Below are 20,384 nucleotides of genomic sequence, written 5' to 3'. Positions count from 1 at the left end.
GAGTCAAGCATAACTTCTTGTAAATCAGGATTTTGCACTGACTTAAATAATTTGGAGAATATGTCTTTATCACACCAGTCTTTAAAACGTTTATGTATTGATCTATATTTACCATAATAAAATGGTAACATTCTCCATTGACAGCCTGTACGTAATACATAAAATACTGCTTCAATAAACAATCTTAATTTGTCTTCATCATTGGTATGTATACCTTTTTGTGATTTTAAGAATGATAAAATACTTGACCAGAATACTTCTTTTATATGATAATGCATTTGCTAAACCCTTGATATTTACTGTCTTTCAACTTTTAAATAACAACGGTTTAGCTATTTTCAATCTAATTTATATTTTTTGTGCACAGAACCTAGATTATTGTTAGTATATTTATATAAGTGTGCTGATATATTTAATTTAGTAGAGTTTGGTTTTGTTAAATTTCTCAGAAAAAGAGTTAAAATATTTATTAGAAAATACACCAGATGGGATTCATATCATCGATCAAAAAGGCGATCTTATATTTTTTAGTGAGTCTTTTAAGGATAATCTTGGTTATAATCAAGATGAAATGCTAGATTTGAATGTAGTTGATTGGGATCCATTTGCTCCTAGTAAACAGCTTAACTCTTTGATTTTGGATTTAATTGATAATCCAGAGATATTTATTTCAAAACATAAGAGAAAAGATGGTTCATTAATAGATGTTGAGATAAATGCTAAAGGTGTTATTATTGATAATAAGAAATATCTTTTTGCCTCTCAGAGAACTATTCATGCTAGAAATTCGACACAAGTAGATTTGGCAAATAAGCTCTTAAGTAGAGAAAAAGCTAAATATAAGACCATCCTAGAGTTAGCATCTGATGGTGTTTTTATTATGGATTTTGAGGGTAGGCTTCTTGATTATAGTAAAAAGGCCCAAGATCTTTTAGGATATTCTGATGATGAAATGAAGGACTTAAGTGTCTATGATTGGGATAAGAATATTACTAGAGAAGAGTATACTCAAATTATTTTAGCATTAAAAGAAAGCCCTATAGAAATAGAGAGGATACATACTAGAAAAGATGGTTCTAAATATATCGCTTTTATAACTGCAAATATTATAAATATTAAAGATCAAGAGCTACTTTATGCTTCAGCTAGAGATATAACGACACAGAAAGAAAACCAAAGAGTAATTATTGAACAAAATGAGCAGTTAGAGGCTATATTTCAAACAGCATTAGGTGGTATTAGTCTGTTAAGTTTAGATGGTAAGTATGAATTTGTTAATAATAAATATTGTGAGATGCTAGAGTATTCTAGTAAAGAAATATTAGATAAAAGTACATTTGATTTTACGGATATAGAATCTTTAGATGAATATAAGAATGTATTTAATGAAGTAAGCAAAAAATCAATATATGAAGATTTTGAAAGAGTTTGTGTAACTAAATTAGGAAAATTAAGAAGATTAAGATCATCAATTGCTCTAATGCCCAACAATAGACAACTTCTAATGACAACGGTTGATAATACAGAGCTTTTTAATGCAATGAATATTATTAGAAAACAGACATATACTGATGATTTAACAAAACTTAATAACAAAAGATCATATAATGAGCATATTAAAGAAAACTTAAAACTATATGCTAGATATGAAATACCATTTTCTATGATTATCTTTGATATAGATTTTTTTAAGAGAATTAATGATGACTATGGACATTTAATAGGTGATAAAGTACTTACTGAGTTAGGTAGTTTAATAGCATCGAACATTCGAGGAACTGATACGGCATTTAGAATTGGTGGTGAAGAGTTTGCGCTAATTTTAAAAAATACTTCTTTGAGTAATGCAGTTATTGTAGCAGATAAGCTTAGGAGAGCAGTTAAGCAAGAATTAAATACTATCAAAGATCAAACTATAACTATAAGTTTAGGTGTCACTCAAGTTATAAATGAAGATACCACTGATAGTATTTATACTAGAGCTGATAAATGCCTTTATAATGCAAAAAGAAATGGTAGAAATTGTGTTGTAGCATCTGACTAAAACCTTAGAATCAATTATGAATTCTACTTGTTATATTTGATTACAAACCCACAGCCATATATAAACTATATTTGGTTAGGCTTAATTAAGCCTAAATAATAGTTTACATTTAATTATAAAAAATATAACTTTAAATTATATATATTAGGTTTTAAGAGGGGTCGTGTGGGATTAAATATTGCAATACTTGAGACTTCAAGCTCTGAGTTAAAAGAAAAGTTAAGTGAATTTACTCTTAGAGAATTTTCAAAGTCAGATGATGTCTCTAGAGATTTTGAAGAAATAGATGCTTTTGTAATTGACTATAATAATGAATCAGCTGATCCAGATATTTCAGAGATTATTGAGATTGTTAAAAAAATTAGATCAAGTGTATATGGTTATCTAAAACCTGTATTTTGTAATACTCACGATTTGACTAATTATACAATAGAAGAATTTACAGATGCTAAAGGGGTGGTCAAGTTTATTGAAACTATTAACCAAGAAATAGCTAATATAGAACAAGTTATCAAAAATATAAATAATGTAGTAAATGATTGGCAAGCTCGATTTTTGGTGTATCTATGTACGCGAAAAGCAGCTAGAGACTTAACTCCATATAAAAATAACTCTAAAGAAACATGCTATAGTTATCCAGTTTTAGATGTATTTATCCAAGATGATGATTTTAACTATATTGACTGGATAAATGAGCTTAAAAACTTAGGTATTGTTAAATTTAAAAAATTAATAAAATCATTTTTATATTGTTCTAAATGTACATCGACGCATACATTATTCTCTAAGAGGTGCCCAGAGTGTCATAGTGAAGATATAATTTTTGGAGCTGATAGTAAGCTGCCAGAAAGCTATTCTTGTAGAGTTTGTGAAAGCATATTTGTTAAGCCAGAGTTTGTCTCAGAATGTGTAGAATGTGGTACGGTAGTATCTATAGAGCAGATGCGCAGACATAACGTTATCGAGTATACACTTACTAGTAATGCTGAGCATCATATAAAAGAGAATTTATTAAATTATTCGGTACCGGTATATGATGAAATAAATTATATTGTTCCAGAGTTTTTTTACAGCTTAGTTGATTGGGCATACTCTATGCAAAATAGAGACCCTGCGTACGAGTTTTCACTAATACATATTAATATATTTGATTATATTGGAGCTAATGATATTGAAGCTATATCTAAGGCACTAAAGGAAGTATTACGAAAAACGGACATGCTCACTAGAATGTCTCAATCTGATATATGGCTATGGCTACCAGGAACTAACGTTGAAGGTGCTGAGGTAGTTGTAAAAATGATTAAAGATACTCACCTATCTGAAAAAGATAAAATTGAGGATCTAATCAATATAGACGTTTTTCATTCTAAATCATTGGAGAATTTCTCTACTACAGAAAAGCTTCTACAAGGTTCGTCAGCGAAAGAATAATTATATTTCTCAAGGTTTTATTCTATCATTTATAAATGATTATATGTTTATTGTCATATGCATTTATATTTAGGAAAAGTTCATTACTTGACTAAATAGCTATAGTTGAAAAAAATTTAACCCATGTTTAGTGTAAAATATATTGTCTGTTGTATCTGTCGAAATTATAATCAAAATAATAATTACATTGAAATCTATCTCAGATTTTAAATTTTCTATAAAAGATTTTTTATGATGTATATGAAGAAATATACGAGTAGGCTAAATATCTAAAATAGCTGTAGTCAGTCAACTAACTTAGAGAGGGTTGCTATGAGCAAATCAATAGTTACAGAAGGAAAAGCAAATATAGTAAGCATAGACCTAAAGAAATCTATGAATAATCTTAAGTATAAATTAGCTACTTTTAGGCTTGATAATAGGCTTCTTAAAGAATTCTCAGATAAACTTCTTAAAAAACCAAAACCACATTTTGATACTGATGATTTTAAAGAGTATTTATCAAGTAATGGTATATTATTTGATGATTTATCTAGTGAAGATGTAACTAAACTTATAATTACTTACCAAAAAGAAAATTTAAAAAGGTAATAAAATTAAATAATTTATTTTTTATTATTTTTTACTACCTCAACAGGGCCATGATCATCACAGTGATCGCCATGAGGGTGGTGAAGTCTACCATCTACAATATAATCAATATGATCACCATGAGGAACAGCTTCGTGTCCGCAGTTTGGTCCATGAACATGATCACAGCATTCATCTTTGATAGGTTTGCACCCCTCTGGATTCTTTTCTGATACTTCTAAAGTATGCTCGTCATAGTGGCCTTCATGTTTGTGGTGCAGATGTCCATCGTGTAAGTAATCATAATGATCGCCATGCTTTACTTTTGTATGACCACAGCCATCTTTATGTTCATGATCGTGATTTTTATGAATTTTACATTTGCTCATAATGCTTCTCCTTTTATCTTATTAAATAATATCTCTATTTTTATTTTAACAGCTTTTGTCTTAAACCTTCAAATAAATAGATAGTTGCTGCTTGAGCAACATTTAAAGATTCAATATCACTAAGTGTAGGGATCATAGTTTTTTCACCAACTGAAAAATCTTGGATACCATTAGCCTCTTCGCCTAAAATTAGTACACTATTTTTTAGCTTAAAGTTCTCATCATAGCAAGAGATACCTTCATGAGGAGTAGTTAACCAAATTTGATGATTTTTAATTTTTGAAATATTTTTTAGCTCCTTAAGATCGTCAATGTAGTTAAAGTTTAAGCCAAACTGAGCTCCCATTCCCGCTCTGATTGCTTTAGGGTTAAATGGATCTACAGTTCCATTAACAAGAACTACTTCTGTTAACCCGACAGCTATTGCTGTACGCAATATCGTTCCAATATTCCCTGGATCTTGGATTCTATCTAAAACTAATATGAAATCATCATTAAACGTAAGATTATTAAACCCTTTTTTATAGGCTAAGATCAAAACTCCCTGTGAATTTTGAGTTTGTGAGAGCTCACTGATATCTTTTTCAGAAACGATGTATTTTTTATCTATAGGGTATGAGTCGCTATCTGATTTTTCAGTCACTATTATTGTATGTATATCTGAAGATGGAAGTCTTTGGATAGCTTCTTGACAACATCTTAGACCTTCTATCACATAGTAGGAAGATTTTTTTCTACCTTGAGATGTATGGAGTTTTTTTATTTCTTTATGTAGCTTTTGTGTAAGAGTTCTCATTAAAATTACGTAATATAAACTATTGTCTATATTCTATGTTTTTTATAATGATCTTTAAATAAGAAAAATATCTATTTTTGATATATGTAAAAAGACATGTTATGTTAAGTAGCTACTAGTACTAAGAAATATGACATTTATGCAAAGAAAAAAAGGGGCGTATGCTCCAGTATTTTATCCTGCAATTATTTTAGCTTCGATACTAGCATTATTAGGTATTATCTTTCCAAAAGATTTTGCTAACTATATGTCGATTGTTCAAAACCTAATTTTAGAAAAATTTGGCTGGGCATATATCTTAGCTATGAGTATTTTTGTTTGCTTATGTTTAATTTTAATGTTTGGTAGATTTGGTGATATTAAACTTGGTCAAGAGCATGATTTACCTGAGTATAGTAATATATCTTGGTTTGCGATGCTCTTTGCAGCTGGTATGGGTATAGGTTTGATGTTTTATGGTGTAGCAGAACCATTAAAACATTTTTTATCTCCACCAAGTATCTCTAATGACCAATTGGAAATAGTTAAGCAAGCAATGAATACTACATTTTTTCATTGGGGTATAGAAGCCTGGTCTGTATACGTCATAGTAGGGCTATCTCTGGCATATTTTGCCTATAGGCATGATCTGCCTCTATTACCTCGATCTGTTCTTTATCTTATATTGTGAGATAAAATCTATGGCCCTTTAGGTCATGCGATAGATGTATTTGCAATTCTAGGGACATTGTTTGGGGTTGCAACTTCACTTGGTTTTGGAGCTATGCAAATAAGTTCAGGAATCAGTTTCTTAACAGGACTTCCTGATACTATAAATATGCAAGTAATCTATATTATATTCATTGTTGCATTAGCAACACTATCTGTAGCATTAGGTCTTGATAAAGGTATTAAATTTCTAAGTAACTTTAATATAGTATTAGCAGTGTTATTGTTGGTTTTTATATTATTTCTTGGCAATACAACAGGACTGATACAAGATTATGTTCAGAATATAGGGTATTATTTAAGTACTTTGGTTAATCAAACCTTTAACTTATACGCTTATAATAAAGAAAGTCAAGAGTGGTTAAGAAGTTGGACTTTATTTGGGCTGGTGGATAGCTTGGTCTCCTTTTGTTGGTATGTTTATCGCCAAAGTCTCTAAAGGGAGAACTATTCGACAGCTTACTATAGGAGTTTTGTTTATCCTACAGGTTTTACATTTTTATGGATGACTATATTTGGTAACTCAGCTATTAATATTGTTATGAACTTTAATGCTCAAAATCTTATAGATGCGGCTAATAATAATATTCCAGTTGCTCTTTTTGAGTTTTTTCAGTATTTTCCTTTCTCTACACTACTTTCAATTCTAGCAGTATTCTTGATAGTTACATTCTTTGTCACATCTGCAGATAGTGGAGCATTAGTTATAGATATCTTAGCTACAGGAAATGCTAAAAAATCAATAACTATGCATCGTATTGCTTGGTCAGTTTTATGTGGGTTATTGGCTATCTCACTTATTTTTGCTGTTTACAATCAGCAACTATAATTAGTGCATTTCCCTTATTATTTATCCTGTTTTTAATGTCTATTTCATTAATTAAATCATTAAGATTAGACTATCTAAGACTCAAAAGTATTGAAACACACTCTACAGTTGTACAGTATGTAAAAGCAAATACCTCTTGGCAAAAAAGGTTAGAAGCTATAGCTTATAAACCATCAAAAGATCAAGCTATTAGTTTTTTACAAAAAGATGTTACAACCGCTATTATAGAGGTTGCAGATGAGATGGAAAAAAATGGTATAGATACTCAAGTTTTAAGAGACCATGATAATATACAGCTGACTATATCGATAGAAGATAGTGAGGACTTTGTTTATAGCGTGATTCTAAGAACTTATCAATCTAAAAATAATACTACATATAATAGAGTAGAGGTTTTACTAAGCCATGGTGGGCAATATTATGACATTATGGGATATTCAAAAGATCAAGTAATCGCTGATATTGTTAACCAGTATGATAAGCATTTACATTATTTACATTTATCTGTAGCAGATAAAGATATTGTTAATTAATAACAACATAACTGAGATTTAGTATCCAAGCAAAGCTTATCCATATAAGATATGGTATAAGTAAGTATCCAGCAGTTTTACTGATATTATTAAATATTCTAATATTCCAAGCTAGGAAAATCCACAATATAGTCATCTCTAATAATGCTAACCCTAGTTCGTGCCAACAGAAAAATATAAAACTCCATAAAAAATTAAGCCCTAGTTGGATAGCATAAACAATAAAAGCTTTTTCTCTAAGTTGTCCTTTTAAAAACACTAACCATCCTGAGATAGCAATCATTATATATAAAATGCTCCATACTGGCGCAAATAACCAATTAGGTGGTGCAAAAGAAGGGCTATTTAGGTTCTCAAACCAAGTTGGTATATTATGTGCGGTTAAGGCACCAACTAGCATACCGATTCCTAAGATTATAACTATAAATATAGCTAATGATATATAGTCCTTAAGACCTATATTGTTATTCATTTTTGCTCCTATATTTGCTAAAAAACCTTTTAATATCTTCTAAATATTGTAGATTAGAATATACTTTTGCAAAAGTTTGTATAATAATTATTAACAATATTTAATACATAGAGGTGTTAGAGTGCTTAAAACAAAAAGTTTAACTCCAAAAGAGTACGAGATTATAATCAACAAAGATACTGAGCAGCCATTTACAGGTAGATATAATGATTTAGATCAAAAGGGTGTATATATCTGTAGAAATTGTGCGACACCTTTATTTAAAGCTGATAGTAAGTTTATTTCAACTTGTGGTTGGCCTAGTTATGATATTCATATAGGTAATAATGTCAAAGAACTTCCTGATGCTGATGGTAGAAGAACTGAGATTCTATGTAATTCATGTGATGGACATTTGGGACATATTTTTCATGGTGAAAACTACACAAGTTTAAACACGCGTTACTGTGTTAACTCTGCATCTGTTGATTTTATTGCTAATGAGAATTTTGGCGAAACTGAAGAAATAATTGTTGCAGCAGGATGCTTTTGGGGCGTTGAATATTATATGAAAAAACTTGATGGAGTTTTATTTGCTGAGTCAGGTTACTGTGGTGGAGATCAACCGTACCCTAATTATAAAGAAGTTTGCAATGGTAATACGGGATATTTAGAAGTTGTTAGGATAATTTTTGATAGATCTAAACTTACTTTAGAGTCATTGCTTAAACATTTCTTTGAAATTCATGATTTTGAGCAAACTGATGGTCAAGGTCCTGATATTGGAGAACAGTATAAATCTGCTATATTTTATTATGATGACAAGCAAAAGCAAATTGCGGAAGATGTAAAAGATATTTTAACTGAGAAGGGATATAAGGTAGCTACAGAAATTAGAGAAATGAAGCCTTATTATGTAGCTGAAGATTATCATCTAGATTATTATATGAAGCAAGGAACACTACCTTACTGTCACACACATAAGAAAATATTCTAATTAAGCTTTTACTGGAAATAATCTATTTTTAATCACCATAAAAATAAGTATAGATAAAATTACAAATCCTAATTGTTGCACAGGAATTTCTATCATTAAGTTAGAAACAGATGAAAAACTAATAAGAAACCCAGCAAAACCAGCTGCTATGAATCTTAGTAATCTTACAATGGCATTCCCGGCTGCAAAACCTTCTTTTAACAAATCAATAGCTTTTGTTGTTGTGATAATGTTTATTAAAGAAAAGCTTACTGTTGCAAAGGCATTTAAAATAATAAAGAGATAAATATTATTAAGGTAAGTTGAGCTTATAATATTAGCAATTAATATTACAATTACAGAAGCATAGCCCATAAAAATAAAATATTTTTCATTAGAAGAATTTATTTTATTTTTTATATAATAACTAGCTAATACAACACCGCAGATATTTAGGGCAAAAAGTATACAGAATCGAATATATCCTAATTTATAATATCCAATAATCAAATTAGAAGATGAGCTAATGAAGCTAAAAAATGCCCCAAAGCAAAGACCACTAGCTACTGAGGTTATTATAAATGGAGGATTTATTAAATGTTTAAAATAAACTTTGAAACTATATGGTAAGCTCTTTGATCTGTTTTTTGACATAAGAGTTTCAGGTATTGCAAATGATATTATAAGTAGGATAATTCCATAGATAGTTAAAAAGTGAAAAATATCTTGCCATCTTCCTGTTGTATATATAATTATACTTCCAATAATTGGGGCAACTATTGGAGCTATCATAAATATCATAGCCATCGTAGCCATCGTAGCCATCATTTTTATGAGTTTCTGTCCTCTATAGCAATCTTTTAGTATAGCAGATGCAGCTATAGAAGCAGGAGAGTCTCCTAAGCCTTGCATAAATCTCATAAATATCAACATATCGAAATCATGGGTGAACGAGCATAATATAGTACTTAGTATATATATAAGCATCCCAATGATAAGTATGTTTTTTCTTCCAAACCTATCTGATAATGCTCCCCAAAAAACCATACCGACACCAAAACCGATAAGGTAAGTTGAGATTGTAATAGATAGAATGCTAACATCTACTTGAAAGAAACTACTAATACTTCCAAATGCAGGAATATATGTGTCAGTAGCAAAAGGTGGTAATGCAACAAAGATTACCACAAAGAAAACAAGGTATTTACTACCTTTTCTTAGCTGGTACATTTTTAATATTAATTATTTAATAATTTAGAGAATATTATTATAGCAAATAAATTTGTTTTATAATTTTTAAATTTAGGATTTCAAAAAAGTTGAATATTAGATAAGTTTAGAGTTATTAAGCTTGGCTTGAAGTAGTAGCTGTCGTTGCTGTTGCTTTATTATCGCTCGCTTTTTTAGCCTTATCTATTGCTTGTTGGATGTTTGAGGCACTTGTATAACCACCTATTACAGTAGTGTTATCAGCATTAGCGCCTTTAAGCGGAGCAATTACAAGGAAAGGAGTTCCTTGGATATCAAGGTCTTTGAAGCCCATTTCTAAAGTAGATTTTAAATGTGCTGCTATCTTATTATCTTTAATAGCTTTTTTAACAGCATCAAGCTTAGCTCCAGCTTGTGTAGCTACTTTATTTACAGTTGAATCTGTTAGTTTACCTTCATCTTCTCCCGTAGCAAATATACCATTATGATACTTAACATAAGTGTCTGCACCATATAGTTTATATATAGCAGTACCGACTTCAGCAGCGTACTCTGATGCAGGAGATCTTTGACCAAAGATAGGGAATTCACCAAAGACGACTTGAGTATCACTATTATCTTTCATGATTTTCTCAATTTCAGGAGCTAGCTTTGAGCAGTACATACATTGATAATCAAAGAACTCATATACCACAACATTTGGATTTTTAACATCAGACTTAGGAGTTAAATCAGAGTTGTACATACTATCTTTTATTTTTAGGAAGCTGTCTACTCTTTTTTGGCTCATTTCAGTCATCATCGCTTGACGAAGTGAATCCATATTGCTTTTTATATCTTGCTCGGAGATTTCTGGCTTCTTAGCTTTCATAGCATCTTCAAATCCTGCTATTACTCGATCTTTATATATGCCGTAGCTTTTTAAATTTGGATCTTGAGCGATACTAGAACCCATGCCGTAACCAATAGTGTAGCTAGCATTAGATTTAACATTATCGTTAGTTGTATCAGTTGTTTTTTGAGTAGTTGTTGCTACTGTAGAACCAGAGCCTGTGTTAGTGCTAGCAGCTGAAGAAGCACTATTGCCACTATCATTAGAACAAGCAACCAAACTAGTTGTAATTGCCGCTACAGCTAGCGCTTTTAAAAGTTTTTTCTTAGTCATTTTTTACTCCTTTAGCTTCAATTACTTACTTTGAGTTTTTTTGTGCAGCCATAGCTTGTTTTTGGAAAGCCATCATAGCACTTTGCATTTGTTGAGGAGTTAGTTTTGGTTTTTTTGCATTAATGCCATCTTTTAAACCATCAATAATTTGTTGATTATCAGCAGTAACATTATTTTGTTGCATTTGAGCCTGTAGAGTCTTAGCCATTGTATATCCGACTGAGTAACTTATGTTAGATTTTGTATCTGTTGCTGCAAAACTAGAACTAATCAAAGCTCCAGCTACTAATGGAGCTACAAGTAGAGTCTTAGTTAATTTCATTATTGATATTCTCCTTTGTTTTTATAAAAGTATTCTCTAGCAATTCTAACAAACAATACATAAATCACAATCATTTATGTTCTTTTTGAGCTAATCTTTGTTGTTTGTCTATAGCCCAGTCAAGGTGTTCTAATAATAATAGGTTATTACTAAACTGATCTTTTTTAGTTATTAAGGCTTGGATATTTCTTTCACTATATGGCGAATTCCCTATTGCAATAGCAATATTTCTCATCCATGCATCATAGCCTATTCTACGAATAGCTGATCCTAGAGTATATTTATCAAAATCATCTTGTGTCCATGAAAATAGTTCTAGTAAAGGCTTATTTACCAAAAAATCTCTTTGTTGGAAATCTTTTTCGGTCGTTGTTGGCGTATCATCATTAAATGGACAAACTAGTTGACAATCGTCACAGCCATATATTCTAGTTCCTATTTTATCTCTAAGCTCTAGTGGTATGGCATTTTTATTCTCAATTGTTAAATATGAAATGCACTTGCGAGAGTCAATCATTTTTCCTGGTTGTATGGCTCCTGTAGGGCAAAGCTTGATACATGCTTGGCACTTTCCACATGAGTCAACGTGTTTAGTTTGATTAGGAAGGTTAGATAGGTCTAAATTACTATATATAACACCAATGAAAAAGAACGATCCTTGAGTCTTGTTCATTAACATTGAGCTTTTACCTTGCCAACCAAGACCAGCTTTTTCAGCTAAAGGTCGCTCTAATACAGGAGCACTATCTGTAAATACTCTAAACTGGTGACCACCTGTTAGCTCATCAATATATTGCCCTAATTTTTGTAACTTTTTTTTCATTACTTTATGGTAGTCTCTACCGTGAGCATATATTGAAATATCAGCAATATTATCTATAGCTCTTAATTTTTTGACTTCAGATTTTATTGATACTGGTCGATTAAGATAGTTTAGTGTAGCAACTATAACACTATTTGTACCAGGAACTAACTCGTCAGGAATATATCTTTTTGAACCATGCTTAACCATATAATCAAGATCTGCATGGTATCCCTTTTCTATCCATTGATTATAGTATGGTATATATTCAGAAAGATCACAGTCAGCTTTTGAGATTGATGATAAGTTTAACTCGTTAAGGGCGTAGTCTTTAACTTTCTGCCACTGTTGTAAAGAAAGTTCAAGCTTCATAATTAGCTGTCAGTACGTTTGATGTCCCAAAGTTTTTCTAAAGCATATAGGTTTCTAGTTTCTTCAAGCATTATATGAGCTACAATATCACCAGTATCTACTAAGATCCAGTCAGATTTATTGTCCCCTTCAATACCTAGTATAGATACCTTGTTTTTTTTAAGTTCTTGTTCAAGATTTTTAGAAAGGGCCTTAGCATGAGTAGTTGATGAGGCTGTACAAATTACAACTTTGTCCATCATATCTGTTAGATGTTCTACATCTATAGTTTGGATGTCTAATCCTTTTAGATCATCTAGTGCTTCTGTCACAATATGTAATCTTTGATCCGTTGTCATAAATTTAAATTAGTTTTAAGTTCTATAATTTTGATCTAAGATTATAACACAAGTTATAACTGAAGTTACGCACTAAACATAAATTTGAGCATAAAGACAAAGTATTATATGCAAGGCAGGTTTTTATTAGCATAGCAGTAGCTATGGTGATAAAGTTCTAACGCAGTCAGATGACACTTAGATTTTTGTCCTTTGGATGATATAATTTGCATTAAATAACGTCGTCACCAAGATTTGAAGCTACTAGTAGCTCTTGATCTTGTTTCCTAGTTCTTTAACGCAACTTATAACACTCAAAATATATTTAGTGCGTAACTTCAGTTATAATAAAATAATGGTATCATTATCTAAGTTAAGATTTTAGGAGTAAAGGCTATGAATAGGAAAAGCTTATTTTTATTTTTATTACTAGTAATTCTGGTGGCTATTGGTTTGTTTTTGTTTTATAGATTTGCTCAATGGTATGAACAACTACTTGGATCAATTTTCTCTTATATTGTTATGGTCAGTTTAGCTTTATTTATATTTACACCATTTAGATATATAAAAGATAAAAAGGCAAATATAAATGTATTTAGCTATATTAAATACCTAGGCGTTACAGTGTTAGTGCTAGTTAAATTTGTAGTTAATGTATTAAAGGAAATTGTTCTAACATTTAGCTATATAGTCTCAAGAATCTTTACAAACAAAAGTTTTTCTCAGCCCAAAAAAGAATCTTCTGAAAAAATAGATCAAGAGTTACCACAAGAATAAATGCAATATACATCTGAACAACAAAAGATTATTAATCATAATATAAAAAAGCATGCCTTAGTTTCAGCAGTTGCTGGTAGTGGTAAGACACAAACACTTATTGCTAGAATTGAGCATCTAATATCTAAAGGAATCAATCCTAACAAAATATTAGTATTAATGTACAACAAATCTGCGCAACTTGACTTTGCAAATAGACTTAAAAAAGTCCTTAGGCCCGAAATATCTAGATCAATCAATGTGCGAACTATGCATTCTCTAGGTAATAGCTTTTTACAAGCTTTTGCCAAGGCAGGTTATGTTAATATAGAAAAAATTCTTAAAGAATACGAAGTTGATAATATTATTCAAAAATTATTAAAACTATATCAAAAAGAATTTAAAATAACTAAAGATATTGATAATGAAAGGGTAGAGAATTTTAAAGAGTATATTTCATTACTTAAATCTGACCTTACTTTGAATAATCAAAGAATAAAAGATCTAAGTGCAAAAGAAAAAAAGCTTCTAGATAAGGTTTTTGTCGAGTTTAATAAAGAGTGTGAAACGCAAAAGGCAATAACATATGATGATATGATATATTTGCCAGCAAAGTTATTTGAAAAAGATAGCTCAAGTGTAGCTCGGGCAAATAATTTATATTCGTATATTATCATTGATGAGTATCAAGACATAAATCAAGCACAGCAATTTTTTCTAAAATGCTTAGTTGGTGATAATACCTATGTAATGGCTGTTGGTGATGTTGATCAAACTATCTATCAGTGGCGTGGTTCAACACCTTACTATATGTTAGAAGGTTTTAAAAAAGATTTTAAAAATGTAACACAATATCAGTTATCTTATACTTTTCGCTACGGCGATTTAGTATCTCTTATGGCAAACAATATTATTACTAATAATAAGAAGCGTCATAATAATCTCTGTATAACTTATCCTAAATTAGAAGATAAAACTACAGATATTAGTATCTTGGATAATACTGACAAGGTTGTTTTAAAGTTAAAAGCTTTGATTGATAGTGGTGTAAGAGCAGATCAGATTGCAATATTAGTTCGTAAATATAATTCAACCACAGTTTTTGAGCTAAGTTGTTTGTATAATGATTTGGCTTATAATGTTGTTGCAGATAAAAATATTTTTAGTGAGAATCTTTTTAAAGCAATATATGGTTATTTGATGCTGTTTAATAAGGGGTATGGTTTTGAAAAACATACTATAGAGCAGCGTGTTGAGTTTATAAAATCAATGCTAGATTATCCATCGCTGTATCTAAAAAAAGATGCTAAGCAAAAATTAGCTCAAGAAATAGCTAAAGATGTTTCTCAAGCAATGAGTTTAATAGCAGACCTTACACAAACAGTGGATAAGCCTTTTAAAGAAAAAAATATATTAGCAGTTTCAAGTAGTTGGAGAGCTATTTTTAACAACACTAAGATAAAAAGATCTGAACGTGCAATAAACTTTATTTTGGAAAATCTAGATTTAGAAAAGCAAATTTCTAAAGTATCTGGAGAGACACACTCAAGTAAATCAAAACTTCAAATCATAGATGGTATAGCTAGTTTTGCAAAAAGTAAAAAAAACTCTTTAGTTGAATTTATCGAGCTACTACATAACCTTTATCTTAAATCTAATCAGCAAGATAGTAATGATCCAGATCAAATCCAGATAATGTCAATGCATAGAGCAAAAGGTCTTGAGTGGGACTATGTGGTAGTTCATGATGTTACAGAGGGTGGTTTTTTTGGTGATAAGAATACTAAGGTTTCAGATGATGTTATTGAAGAGGAGAGAAGGCTTTTTTATGTTGCTATTACTAGGGTCAAAAAACACTTATTCATAGTTTCTGCTGATGATATCAGCAGGTTGTCTGCATGGTATCAAATTAAGAAGAACTCTTATCCAAAAGATTTAAAATGTAAAAATAGTCTAAGATTTCTCTATGAAGGGAATTTGGTTGAAAGTGAGAGTTATTTAGAGAATTTTGGCTCTTTAGAAAATACTGATATAAAAAATAAAATTATAAAAAAATATCATCAAAAAGTTTCAAACCTTTAGTTAAGTTGAAGGCTGTAAATTAGCTTCATAATCATTGGTTTTATCTTCTTGTAGCTTAGGTTTAGGTTCTTTAGTATTTGGATCAAAAGGTTTTTCTGATATTTGTAAAGATGGCTTAGATATTAGTTTCCCATCTTTCATTTTTCCTATCCAGCTGCCATCTTTTGCTGTTTCTGGCTTAAAATCTTTCATAATTTCAAGATACTTTTTCCAGCATTCTGCTTTGTATGTGACTTTTTGTCCATTATTTATAACTTTTTTAACCCAGGTTTTACCTTTATCTGTAGATACCTCATATGTCATAAGACAATAGCTTGAAGGTTTAGGCATAGCTGCAATTTCAGCCGCTTTTTTTGCTTCTTCTTGTTTTTTTATAACCGATTGATGATAGAAATAATACCCTGTCGAGGATATTAATATCAATATGATTAATATGATAAAGATAACTATACTTTTCTTTCTTATATTCTTCTTTTTCTTCATTTTAAGATCTTAAAATAACGATATAGTCAAGATTATATATGTAATTATGGGTAAATGCGATCAGTAGAGTTTATTTTATTTAGTAAAATAGTTTATAATATTGTCTGTTTTATTTATTTTAATTAAGAAACCTATAGGGATATCTTTGAAGGTAAATCATGATTACTACTAAAGAGTTACGTAATAAATTTATAAATTATTTTAAAGCTAAAAAACATTCGCATCAACCAAGTTCATCATTGATTCCATTTGGTGATGAAACTCTACTTTTTACAAATGCAGGAATGGTACAGTTTAAAGATGTTTTTCTTGGAGCTGAGAAAAAAGATTTTTCTCGTGCAGTGACTGTACAAAAATGTTTAAGGGCTGGCGGTAAGCACAATGATTTAGACAATGTTGGTTATACTGCAAGGCATCATACATTCTTTGAGATGTTAGGTAATTTTAGCTTTGGAGATTATTTCAAAAAAGAAGCTATTGAGTTTGCTTGGGAATTTCTAACTAAAGAAATTAAACTACCTTCTGATAAGCTATGGGTAACTATATATGCTACAGATGAAGAGGCTTTTGATGTTTGGCATAATGATATTGGCTTGCCTAAAGAGAGAATCATTCGTATAGACAGTACTGATAATTTTTGGTCAATGGGAGATACAGGTCCATGTGGGCCATGTACAGAAATTTTTTATGATCATGGAGAGGATGTCCCTGGAGGTTTACCAGGAACTCCTGAAGAAGATGGTGATAGATATATTGAAATATGGAATATTGTATTTATGCAATATAATCGCCATATTGATGGTAGCACTACGGATTTACCACGACCGTCAGTGGATACGGGAATGGGGCTTGAGAGAATAGCAGCTGTTTTACAGGGGGTTCACAATAACTATGAAATAGATCTTTTTCAAGCACTAATTAAAAAGGCTCAGCAGATTACAAATGCGAATAGTAGCAGCTTAGCATCATTGAAGGTTATTGCAGATCATATCCGTTCATGCGCATTTTTAATTGCTGACGGCGTTTTGCCATCTAATGAAGGTAGAGGATATGTTTTACGCAGGATTATTCGTCGTGCAATCCGTCATGGTAATAAGCTTGGTGCAAATGATGTCTTTTTTTATAAGCTTGTTGATGAGTTAATTTCTCAAATGGGTGAAGCTTATCCGCAATTAATTCAAAAAAGAGATCTTATAGAAAAAACTTTAATTAAAGAAGAAGAGCTTTTCTTAAAAACTATCGAGAATGGCATAAAAATATTTGAGTCAGAAATAGAAAGTTTGAAAGGTAATATCATCTCTGGTGATGTTGCCTTTAAACTTTACGACACTTATGGCTTTCCTTTAGATTTAACTGCTGATATGGCAAGAGAAAATGGCTTGAAAGTTGATGAGGCTACTTTTCAAAAGCTAATGCAAAAACAAAAGCAAAGATCAAAAGATGCTGGTAAGTTTAATATTGATTATAATAATCTTATTAGCTCTCAAATCAAATCTGAATTCAAGGGATACTCAACTCTAATAGAGGATGCAAAGGTTCTTGAGATTTATCAAGAAGGAAATGCTGTAGATAGTTTAACAGAACATGAAGAAGCTGTTATTATTCTTGATAAAACTCCTTTTTATGCGGAATCTGGTGGCCAAATTGGTGATAAAGGCATTCTTGAAGGAGTTGGTGTAGAGTTTATTGTTGAAGATGTACAAAAATCTGGTAATGCCATTTTACATATAGGTAAACTTTCTAAGGGAACTCTTCGAGTAAATGATGAGATAACTGCAAGAGTAAATGACCAGCAAAGATTGGCTATCGCAGCAAATCATAGTGCAACACACTTATTACATAAAGCTTTGAAAATTGTATTAGGAAATCATGCAGAGCAAAAAGGATCTTTAGTTGATGAAAGAAAACTAAGGTTTGATTTTACTCATGATAAGGCTATTTCTAGAGAGCAAATTCAACAGCTTGAAACTTTGGTAAATAGGCAAATTAGAATGAACTATCCTGTTAATACGATAGAAACATCACAAGACAAAGCTAAAAATATGGGCGCAGAAGCTCTTTTTGGTGAGAAGTATGGAGATATCGTTAGAGTTATATCAATGGGTGACTTCTCAATAGAGTTTTGTGGAGGTACTCATGTAAGTCGCACAGGAGATATTGGTTTATTTAAGATCGTTTCAGAAGGTGGTATCGCTTCTGGTGTTAGAAGAATAGAAGCAATAACTACACAACAGGCTATTGATTATACTTTTGAAGTTGAAAATAAAGTTGTAGCTATTAAAGACTCTTTGAAAGCAAATGATAGTAATGTTTTTGATAAGCTCAAATCATTATTAGAGCAAGTTAAAAACCAAGAAAGACAGATTGCTAAATTAAAAAAAGATTTATTATCTGGGTCAAGCAATGATATCAAAGAGCAAAAGTATGGTGATAAAACTGTTGTTATTGCTAATATTGAAGGTGTAGATGTTAAGACTTTACGTGAAAAAATAGATGATTATAAATCTAAAGATGATAAGATAGTTGTTGTTTTAAGTACGATAAACTCTAATAAAGTTCAGTTTGTAATTGGCGTAAGTAAAGCTCTAACCTCACTAATTAAAGCCGGAGATATTGCGAAAGAGCTTAGTAGTCATATTGATGGTAAAGGTGGAGGGCGCTCTGATATGGCTCAGGGTGGTGGTAATAACTATGCAAATATTGATACTGCTTTGGCTGAGGTTGAAAAATTTATTTGTAAATATATAAAAGAGTAGTATTTTGAAAATAGCACGTAGATATTTATCAATATTGTTAGGTATATCTTTTTGTAGCCTTGGCTTTGCTAATGGCATAGTATCTGACTATAGTACTACAATTAAACAAGCTATAAAAAACTCACCACAGTATAAATATATTGGTTATCAGCTAGATTCTCAACAAATGGATCCAGCTATTCAATTAGGTAAGTTATTACCAAAAATAGATATTGGAGGATCAATAACTGCAGGAGACATATTACAAAATAAAGGAAATGATGGAGGAGATCTAGGATCTGGCCGTTTTAATGGGATAGAAGGTTTACTTACATTAACTCAACCACTGTATGATTATGGAGCATATAAAGATTTACAATCAGCACAAGAGACTGCTCAATTTGCTCAACAAGACTATAGAACTAATTATCAACAGTTTTTATATGATGTTAGTTATGCTTATTTTAATCTGGCAAAAGCTATAAAAAATGTTCAGTATAATTCCTATAACCTAAAATCCAACAAACAAAGCTATAATGAGCTTCAAAATAAATATGATTCAGGGGTTGCTGATATTGCAGATTATGAAACAGCAAAAGCTAACTACTATATAGCACAAGCTGATTATGCAGCAGCAAAAAGAGAACAAAAAGTTGCTCGAGCTCAGTTGCGTAAGTTTACAAATAATGAAGATGATATTGTCTTATATAGCAATAAGTTTAAAATAAAAAATCCATCACCAGAGACAGAAGAGGGATGGGAGGAACTTGCAATGCGAAGTAATCCTTCATACCTTGGTTCTATGCATACTAAAGAGAGTAAATATTATAATTACCAGTCAGTAACAGGTACCTTCATGCCTAAAGTTAACTTTGAAATTAAGTACTCTCCTGGGTTTAATGAGGTAAGCTCATTAGGTAACCCAGTTTTTGATTTTGAGCTACCTTCACAGGGTACAGTTAATGCTTTTTATTTTGGGCTAAATCTAACTTGGAATATATTTGCCGGTGGTACCAACTATGCACAACTTAAAAAGGCAGCATATGATTACCAGTCTTCTGAATTTGATATGATCCAAACAGGCAGGGTTGCTGAGAATGATGCAATGTATGCATTTAGATTTGTTCAGTTAAAAAGAAAAGAGGTTATGAACCTTCGTAAAGGTGTTGTAGCAGCTAAAATAGCTTATGAGAAATATAAACAAAGATATGAGCAAGGTACAACAACAATTACACAGTATTTCATACTATTGAATGATTATTATAAAAGATTAATTCAGTTAAATAATGCTGAGTTTGATTATGTTATGGGATTTTTAAGTCTTTATAAAACAGCTGGTATCTTAACAGCAAGTACAGTACAAGACTTTAATAACTGGCTAATCTTGGATCAAAACGTGGAGCTATAAAAA

The 20,384-nt window shown here is 30.9% G+C and carries 18 protein-coding genes and 2 pseudogenes; 10 read left to right on the top strand and 10 right to left on the bottom strand.

Going from position 1 to position 20,384, the window contains the following annotated elements:
* A partial coding sequence (locus tag AB8E56_RS01945) for a transposase (protein ID WP_329477402.1) occupies positions 1-278 on the bottom strand: 278 nt, incomplete at its 3' end.
* A gap of 155 nt (positions 279-433) precedes the next feature.
* Here AB8E56_RS01945 and AB8E56_RS01940 point away from each other — a divergent pair.
* From AB8E56_RS01940 to AB8E56_RS01930, 3 genes are all read left to right on the top strand, one after another.
* Positions 434-2,044 (top strand): diguanylate cyclase, encoded by a 1,611-nt coding sequence (locus AB8E56_RS01940; protein ID WP_329477400.1) that lies wholly within the window; start codon positions 434-436, stop codon positions 2,042-2,044.
* 165 nt (positions 2,045-2,209) lie between these two features.
* Positions 2,210-3,478 carry a hypothetical protein gene (locus AB8E56_RS01935; protein ID WP_329477398.1) on the top strand — a complete coding sequence of 423 codons (1,269 nt, stop codon included), beginning with the start codon at positions 2,210-2,212 and terminating at the stop codon, positions 3,476-3,478.
* A gap of 312 nt (positions 3,479-3,790) precedes the next feature.
* Positions 3,791-4,069, top strand: a complete 279-nt coding sequence (locus AB8E56_RS01930) for a hypothetical protein (RefSeq protein WP_329477396.1) — start codon at positions 3,791-3,793, stop codon at positions 4,067-4,069.
* A 14-nt stretch (positions 4,070-4,083) separates the two neighbouring features.
* Here the strand turns inward: AB8E56_RS01930 and AB8E56_RS01925 are convergent, their stop codons facing one another.
* Positions 4,084-4,437 carry a hypothetical protein gene (locus AB8E56_RS01925; protein ID WP_329477394.1) on the bottom strand — a complete coding sequence of 118 codons (354 nt, stop codon included), beginning with the start codon at positions 4,435-4,437 and terminating at the stop codon, positions 4,084-4,086.
* Positions 4,438-4,477: 40 nt separating this feature from the next.
* Complete coding sequence (locus AB8E56_RS01920; protein ID WP_329477392.1) at positions 4,478-5,233, bottom strand: RNA methyltransferase; 756 nt, start codon at positions 5,231-5,233, stop codon at positions 4,478-4,480.
* Positions 5,234-5,363: 130 nt separating this feature from the next.
* Here AB8E56_RS01920 and AB8E56_RS01915 point away from each other — a divergent pair.
* A pseudogene (locus AB8E56_RS01915) lies at positions 5,364-6,770 on the top strand (BCCT family transporter).
* Between the two features lie 35 nt (positions 6,771-6,805).
* Positions 6,806-7,303, top strand: coding sequence for a hypothetical protein (locus AB8E56_RS01910; RefSeq protein WP_329477390.1), 498 nt, complete (start codon positions 6,806-6,808; stop codon positions 7,301-7,303).
* On the opposite strand, the gene AB8E56_RS01905 is transcribed toward AB8E56_RS01910, so the two are convergent.
* Positions 7,296-7,775 carry a TspO/MBR family protein gene (locus AB8E56_RS01905; protein ID WP_329477388.1) on the bottom strand — a complete coding sequence of 160 codons (480 nt, stop codon included), beginning with the start codon at positions 7,773-7,775 and terminating at the stop codon, positions 7,296-7,298. The two genes, AB8E56_RS01910 and AB8E56_RS01905, sit on opposite strands and share 8 nt — an antisense overlap.
* A gap of 121 nt (positions 7,776-7,896) precedes the next feature.
* On the opposite strand from AB8E56_RS01905, the gene AB8E56_RS01900 reads away from it, so the two are divergent.
* Positions 7,897-8,751: a bifunctional methionine sulfoxide reductase B/A protein gene (locus AB8E56_RS01900; RefSeq protein WP_329477386.1), complete on the top strand. Its 855-nt coding sequence runs from the start codon at positions 7,897-7,899 to the stop codon at positions 8,749-8,751.
* Here the strand turns inward: AB8E56_RS01900 and AB8E56_RS01895 are convergent, their stop codons facing one another.
* From AB8E56_RS01895 to rsfS, 5 genes and pseudogenes are all read right to left on the bottom strand, one after another.
* On the bottom strand, positions 8,752-9,960 hold the full coding sequence (locus AB8E56_RS01895) for an MFS transporter (RefSeq protein ID WP_329477384.1): 1,209 nt from the start codon (positions 9,958-9,960) through the stop codon (positions 8,752-8,754).
* Positions 9,961-10,084: 124 nt separating this feature from the next.
* Positions 10,085-11,104, bottom strand: a pseudogene (locus AB8E56_RS01890) (thioredoxin domain-containing protein); the annotation flags it as partial.
* A 25-nt stretch (positions 11,105-11,129) separates the two neighbouring features.
* Complete coding sequence (locus AB8E56_RS01885) at positions 11,130-11,426, bottom strand: FKBP-type peptidyl-prolyl cis-trans isomerase N-terminal domain-containing protein (RefSeq protein WP_329477382.1); 297 nt, start codon at positions 11,424-11,426, stop codon at positions 11,130-11,132.
* 70 nt (positions 11,427-11,496) lie between these two features.
* Positions 11,497-12,600 (bottom strand): tRNA epoxyqueuosine(34) reductase QueG, encoded by a 1,104-nt coding sequence (queG, locus tag AB8E56_RS01880; protein ID WP_329477380.1) that lies wholly within the window; start codon positions 12,598-12,600, stop codon positions 11,497-11,499.
* Between the two features lie 2 nt (positions 12,601-12,602).
* On the bottom strand, positions 12,603-12,938 hold the full coding sequence (rsfS, locus tag AB8E56_RS01875) for a ribosome silencing factor (RefSeq protein WP_150468296.1): 336 nt from the start codon (positions 12,936-12,938) through the stop codon (positions 12,603-12,605).
* 375 nt (positions 12,939-13,313) lie between these two features.
* Here rsfS and AB8E56_RS01870 point away from each other — a divergent pair, with 375 nt between their 5' ends.
* Positions 13,314-13,694, top strand: coding sequence for a hypothetical protein (locus AB8E56_RS01870; protein ID WP_329477376.1), 381 nt, complete (start codon positions 13,314-13,316; stop codon positions 13,692-13,694).
* On the top strand, positions 13,695-15,755 hold the full coding sequence (locus tag AB8E56_RS01865) for an ATP-dependent helicase (RefSeq protein ID WP_329477374.1): 2,061 nt from the start codon (positions 13,695-13,697) through the stop codon (positions 15,753-15,755). It begins immediately after the preceding gene.
* Here the strand turns inward: AB8E56_RS01865 and AB8E56_RS01860 are convergent, their stop codons facing one another.
* Complete coding sequence (locus AB8E56_RS01860; RefSeq protein WP_329477372.1) at positions 15,756-16,238, bottom strand: hypothetical protein; 483 nt, start codon at positions 16,236-16,238, stop codon at positions 15,756-15,758.
* Between the two features lie 158 nt (positions 16,239-16,396).
* Between AB8E56_RS01860 and alaS the strand changes: the two genes are divergently transcribed.
* The gene (gene alaS / locus AB8E56_RS01855; protein ID WP_329477370.1) at positions 16,397-18,994 is read left to right on the top strand and encodes an alanine--tRNA ligase; all 2,598 of its coding nucleotides are present in this window, start codon (positions 16,397-16,399) and stop codon (positions 18,992-18,994) included.
* A 4-nt stretch (positions 18,995-18,998) separates the two neighbouring features.
* Positions 18,999-20,381, top strand: coding sequence for a TolC family protein (locus tag AB8E56_RS01850; protein WP_329477368.1), 1,383 nt, complete (start codon positions 18,999-19,001; stop codon positions 20,379-20,381).
* Positions 20,382-20,384 lie beyond the last annotated feature (3 nt).

It is taken from the genome of Francisella sp. 19X1-34 (assembly GCF_041102755.1).
Classification (GTDB): domain Bacteria; phylum Pseudomonadota; class Gammaproteobacteria; order Francisellales; family Francisellaceae; genus Francisella.
Note: the sequence above shows the minus strand (reverse complement) of the source record. Positions and strands in the feature narration are given on the sequence as shown.

Excerpts from the sequence above, each read along its gene's own strand:
- AB8E56_RS01925 (WP_329477394.1), bottom strand. The coding sequence starts at position 4,437 with ATGAGCAAATGTAAAATTCATAAAAATCACGATCATGAACATAAAGAT.
- AB8E56_RS01910 (WP_329477390.1), top strand. The coding sequence starts at position 6,806 with ATGTCTATTTCATTAATTAAATCATTAAGATTAGACTATCTAAGACTC.
- AB8E56_RS01860 (WP_329477372.1), bottom strand. The coding sequence starts at position 16,238 with ATGAAGAAAAAGAAGAATATAAGAAAGAAAAGTATAGTTATCTTTATC.
- AB8E56_RS01895 (WP_329477384.1), bottom strand. The coding sequence starts at position 9,960 with ATGTACCAGCTAAGAAAAGGTAGTAAATACCTTGTTTTCTTTGTGGTA.
- alaS (WP_329477370.1), top strand. The coding sequence starts at position 16,397 with ATGATTACTACTAAAGAGTTACGTAATAAATTTATAAATTATTTTAAA.
- AB8E56_RS01865 (WP_329477374.1), top strand. The coding sequence starts at position 13,695 with ATGCAATATACATCTGAACAACAAAAGATTATTAATCATAATATAAAA.
- queG (WP_329477380.1), bottom strand. The coding sequence starts at position 12,600 with ATGAAGCTTGAACTTTCTTTACAACAGTGGCAGAAAGTTAAAGACTAC.
- AB8E56_RS01920 (WP_329477392.1), bottom strand. The coding sequence starts at position 5,233 with ATGAGAACTCTTACACAAAAGCTACATAAAGAAATAAAAAAACTCCAT.
- AB8E56_RS01930 (WP_329477396.1), top strand. The coding sequence starts at position 3,791 with ATGAGCAAATCAATAGTTACAGAAGGAAAAGCAAATATAGTAAGCATA.
- rsfS (WP_150468296.1), bottom strand. The coding sequence starts at position 12,938 with ATGACAACGGATCAAAGATTACATATTGTGACAGAAGCACTAGATGAT.
- AB8E56_RS01905 (WP_329477388.1), bottom strand. The coding sequence starts at position 7,775 with ATGAATAACAATATAGGTCTTAAGGACTATATATCATTAGCTATATTT.
- AB8E56_RS01885 (WP_329477382.1), bottom strand. The coding sequence starts at position 11,426 with ATGAAATTAACTAAGACTCTACTTGTAGCTCCATTAGTAGCTGGAGCT.
- AB8E56_RS01870 (WP_329477376.1), top strand. The coding sequence starts at position 13,314 with ATGAATAGGAAAAGCTTATTTTTATTTTTATTACTAGTAATTCTGGTG.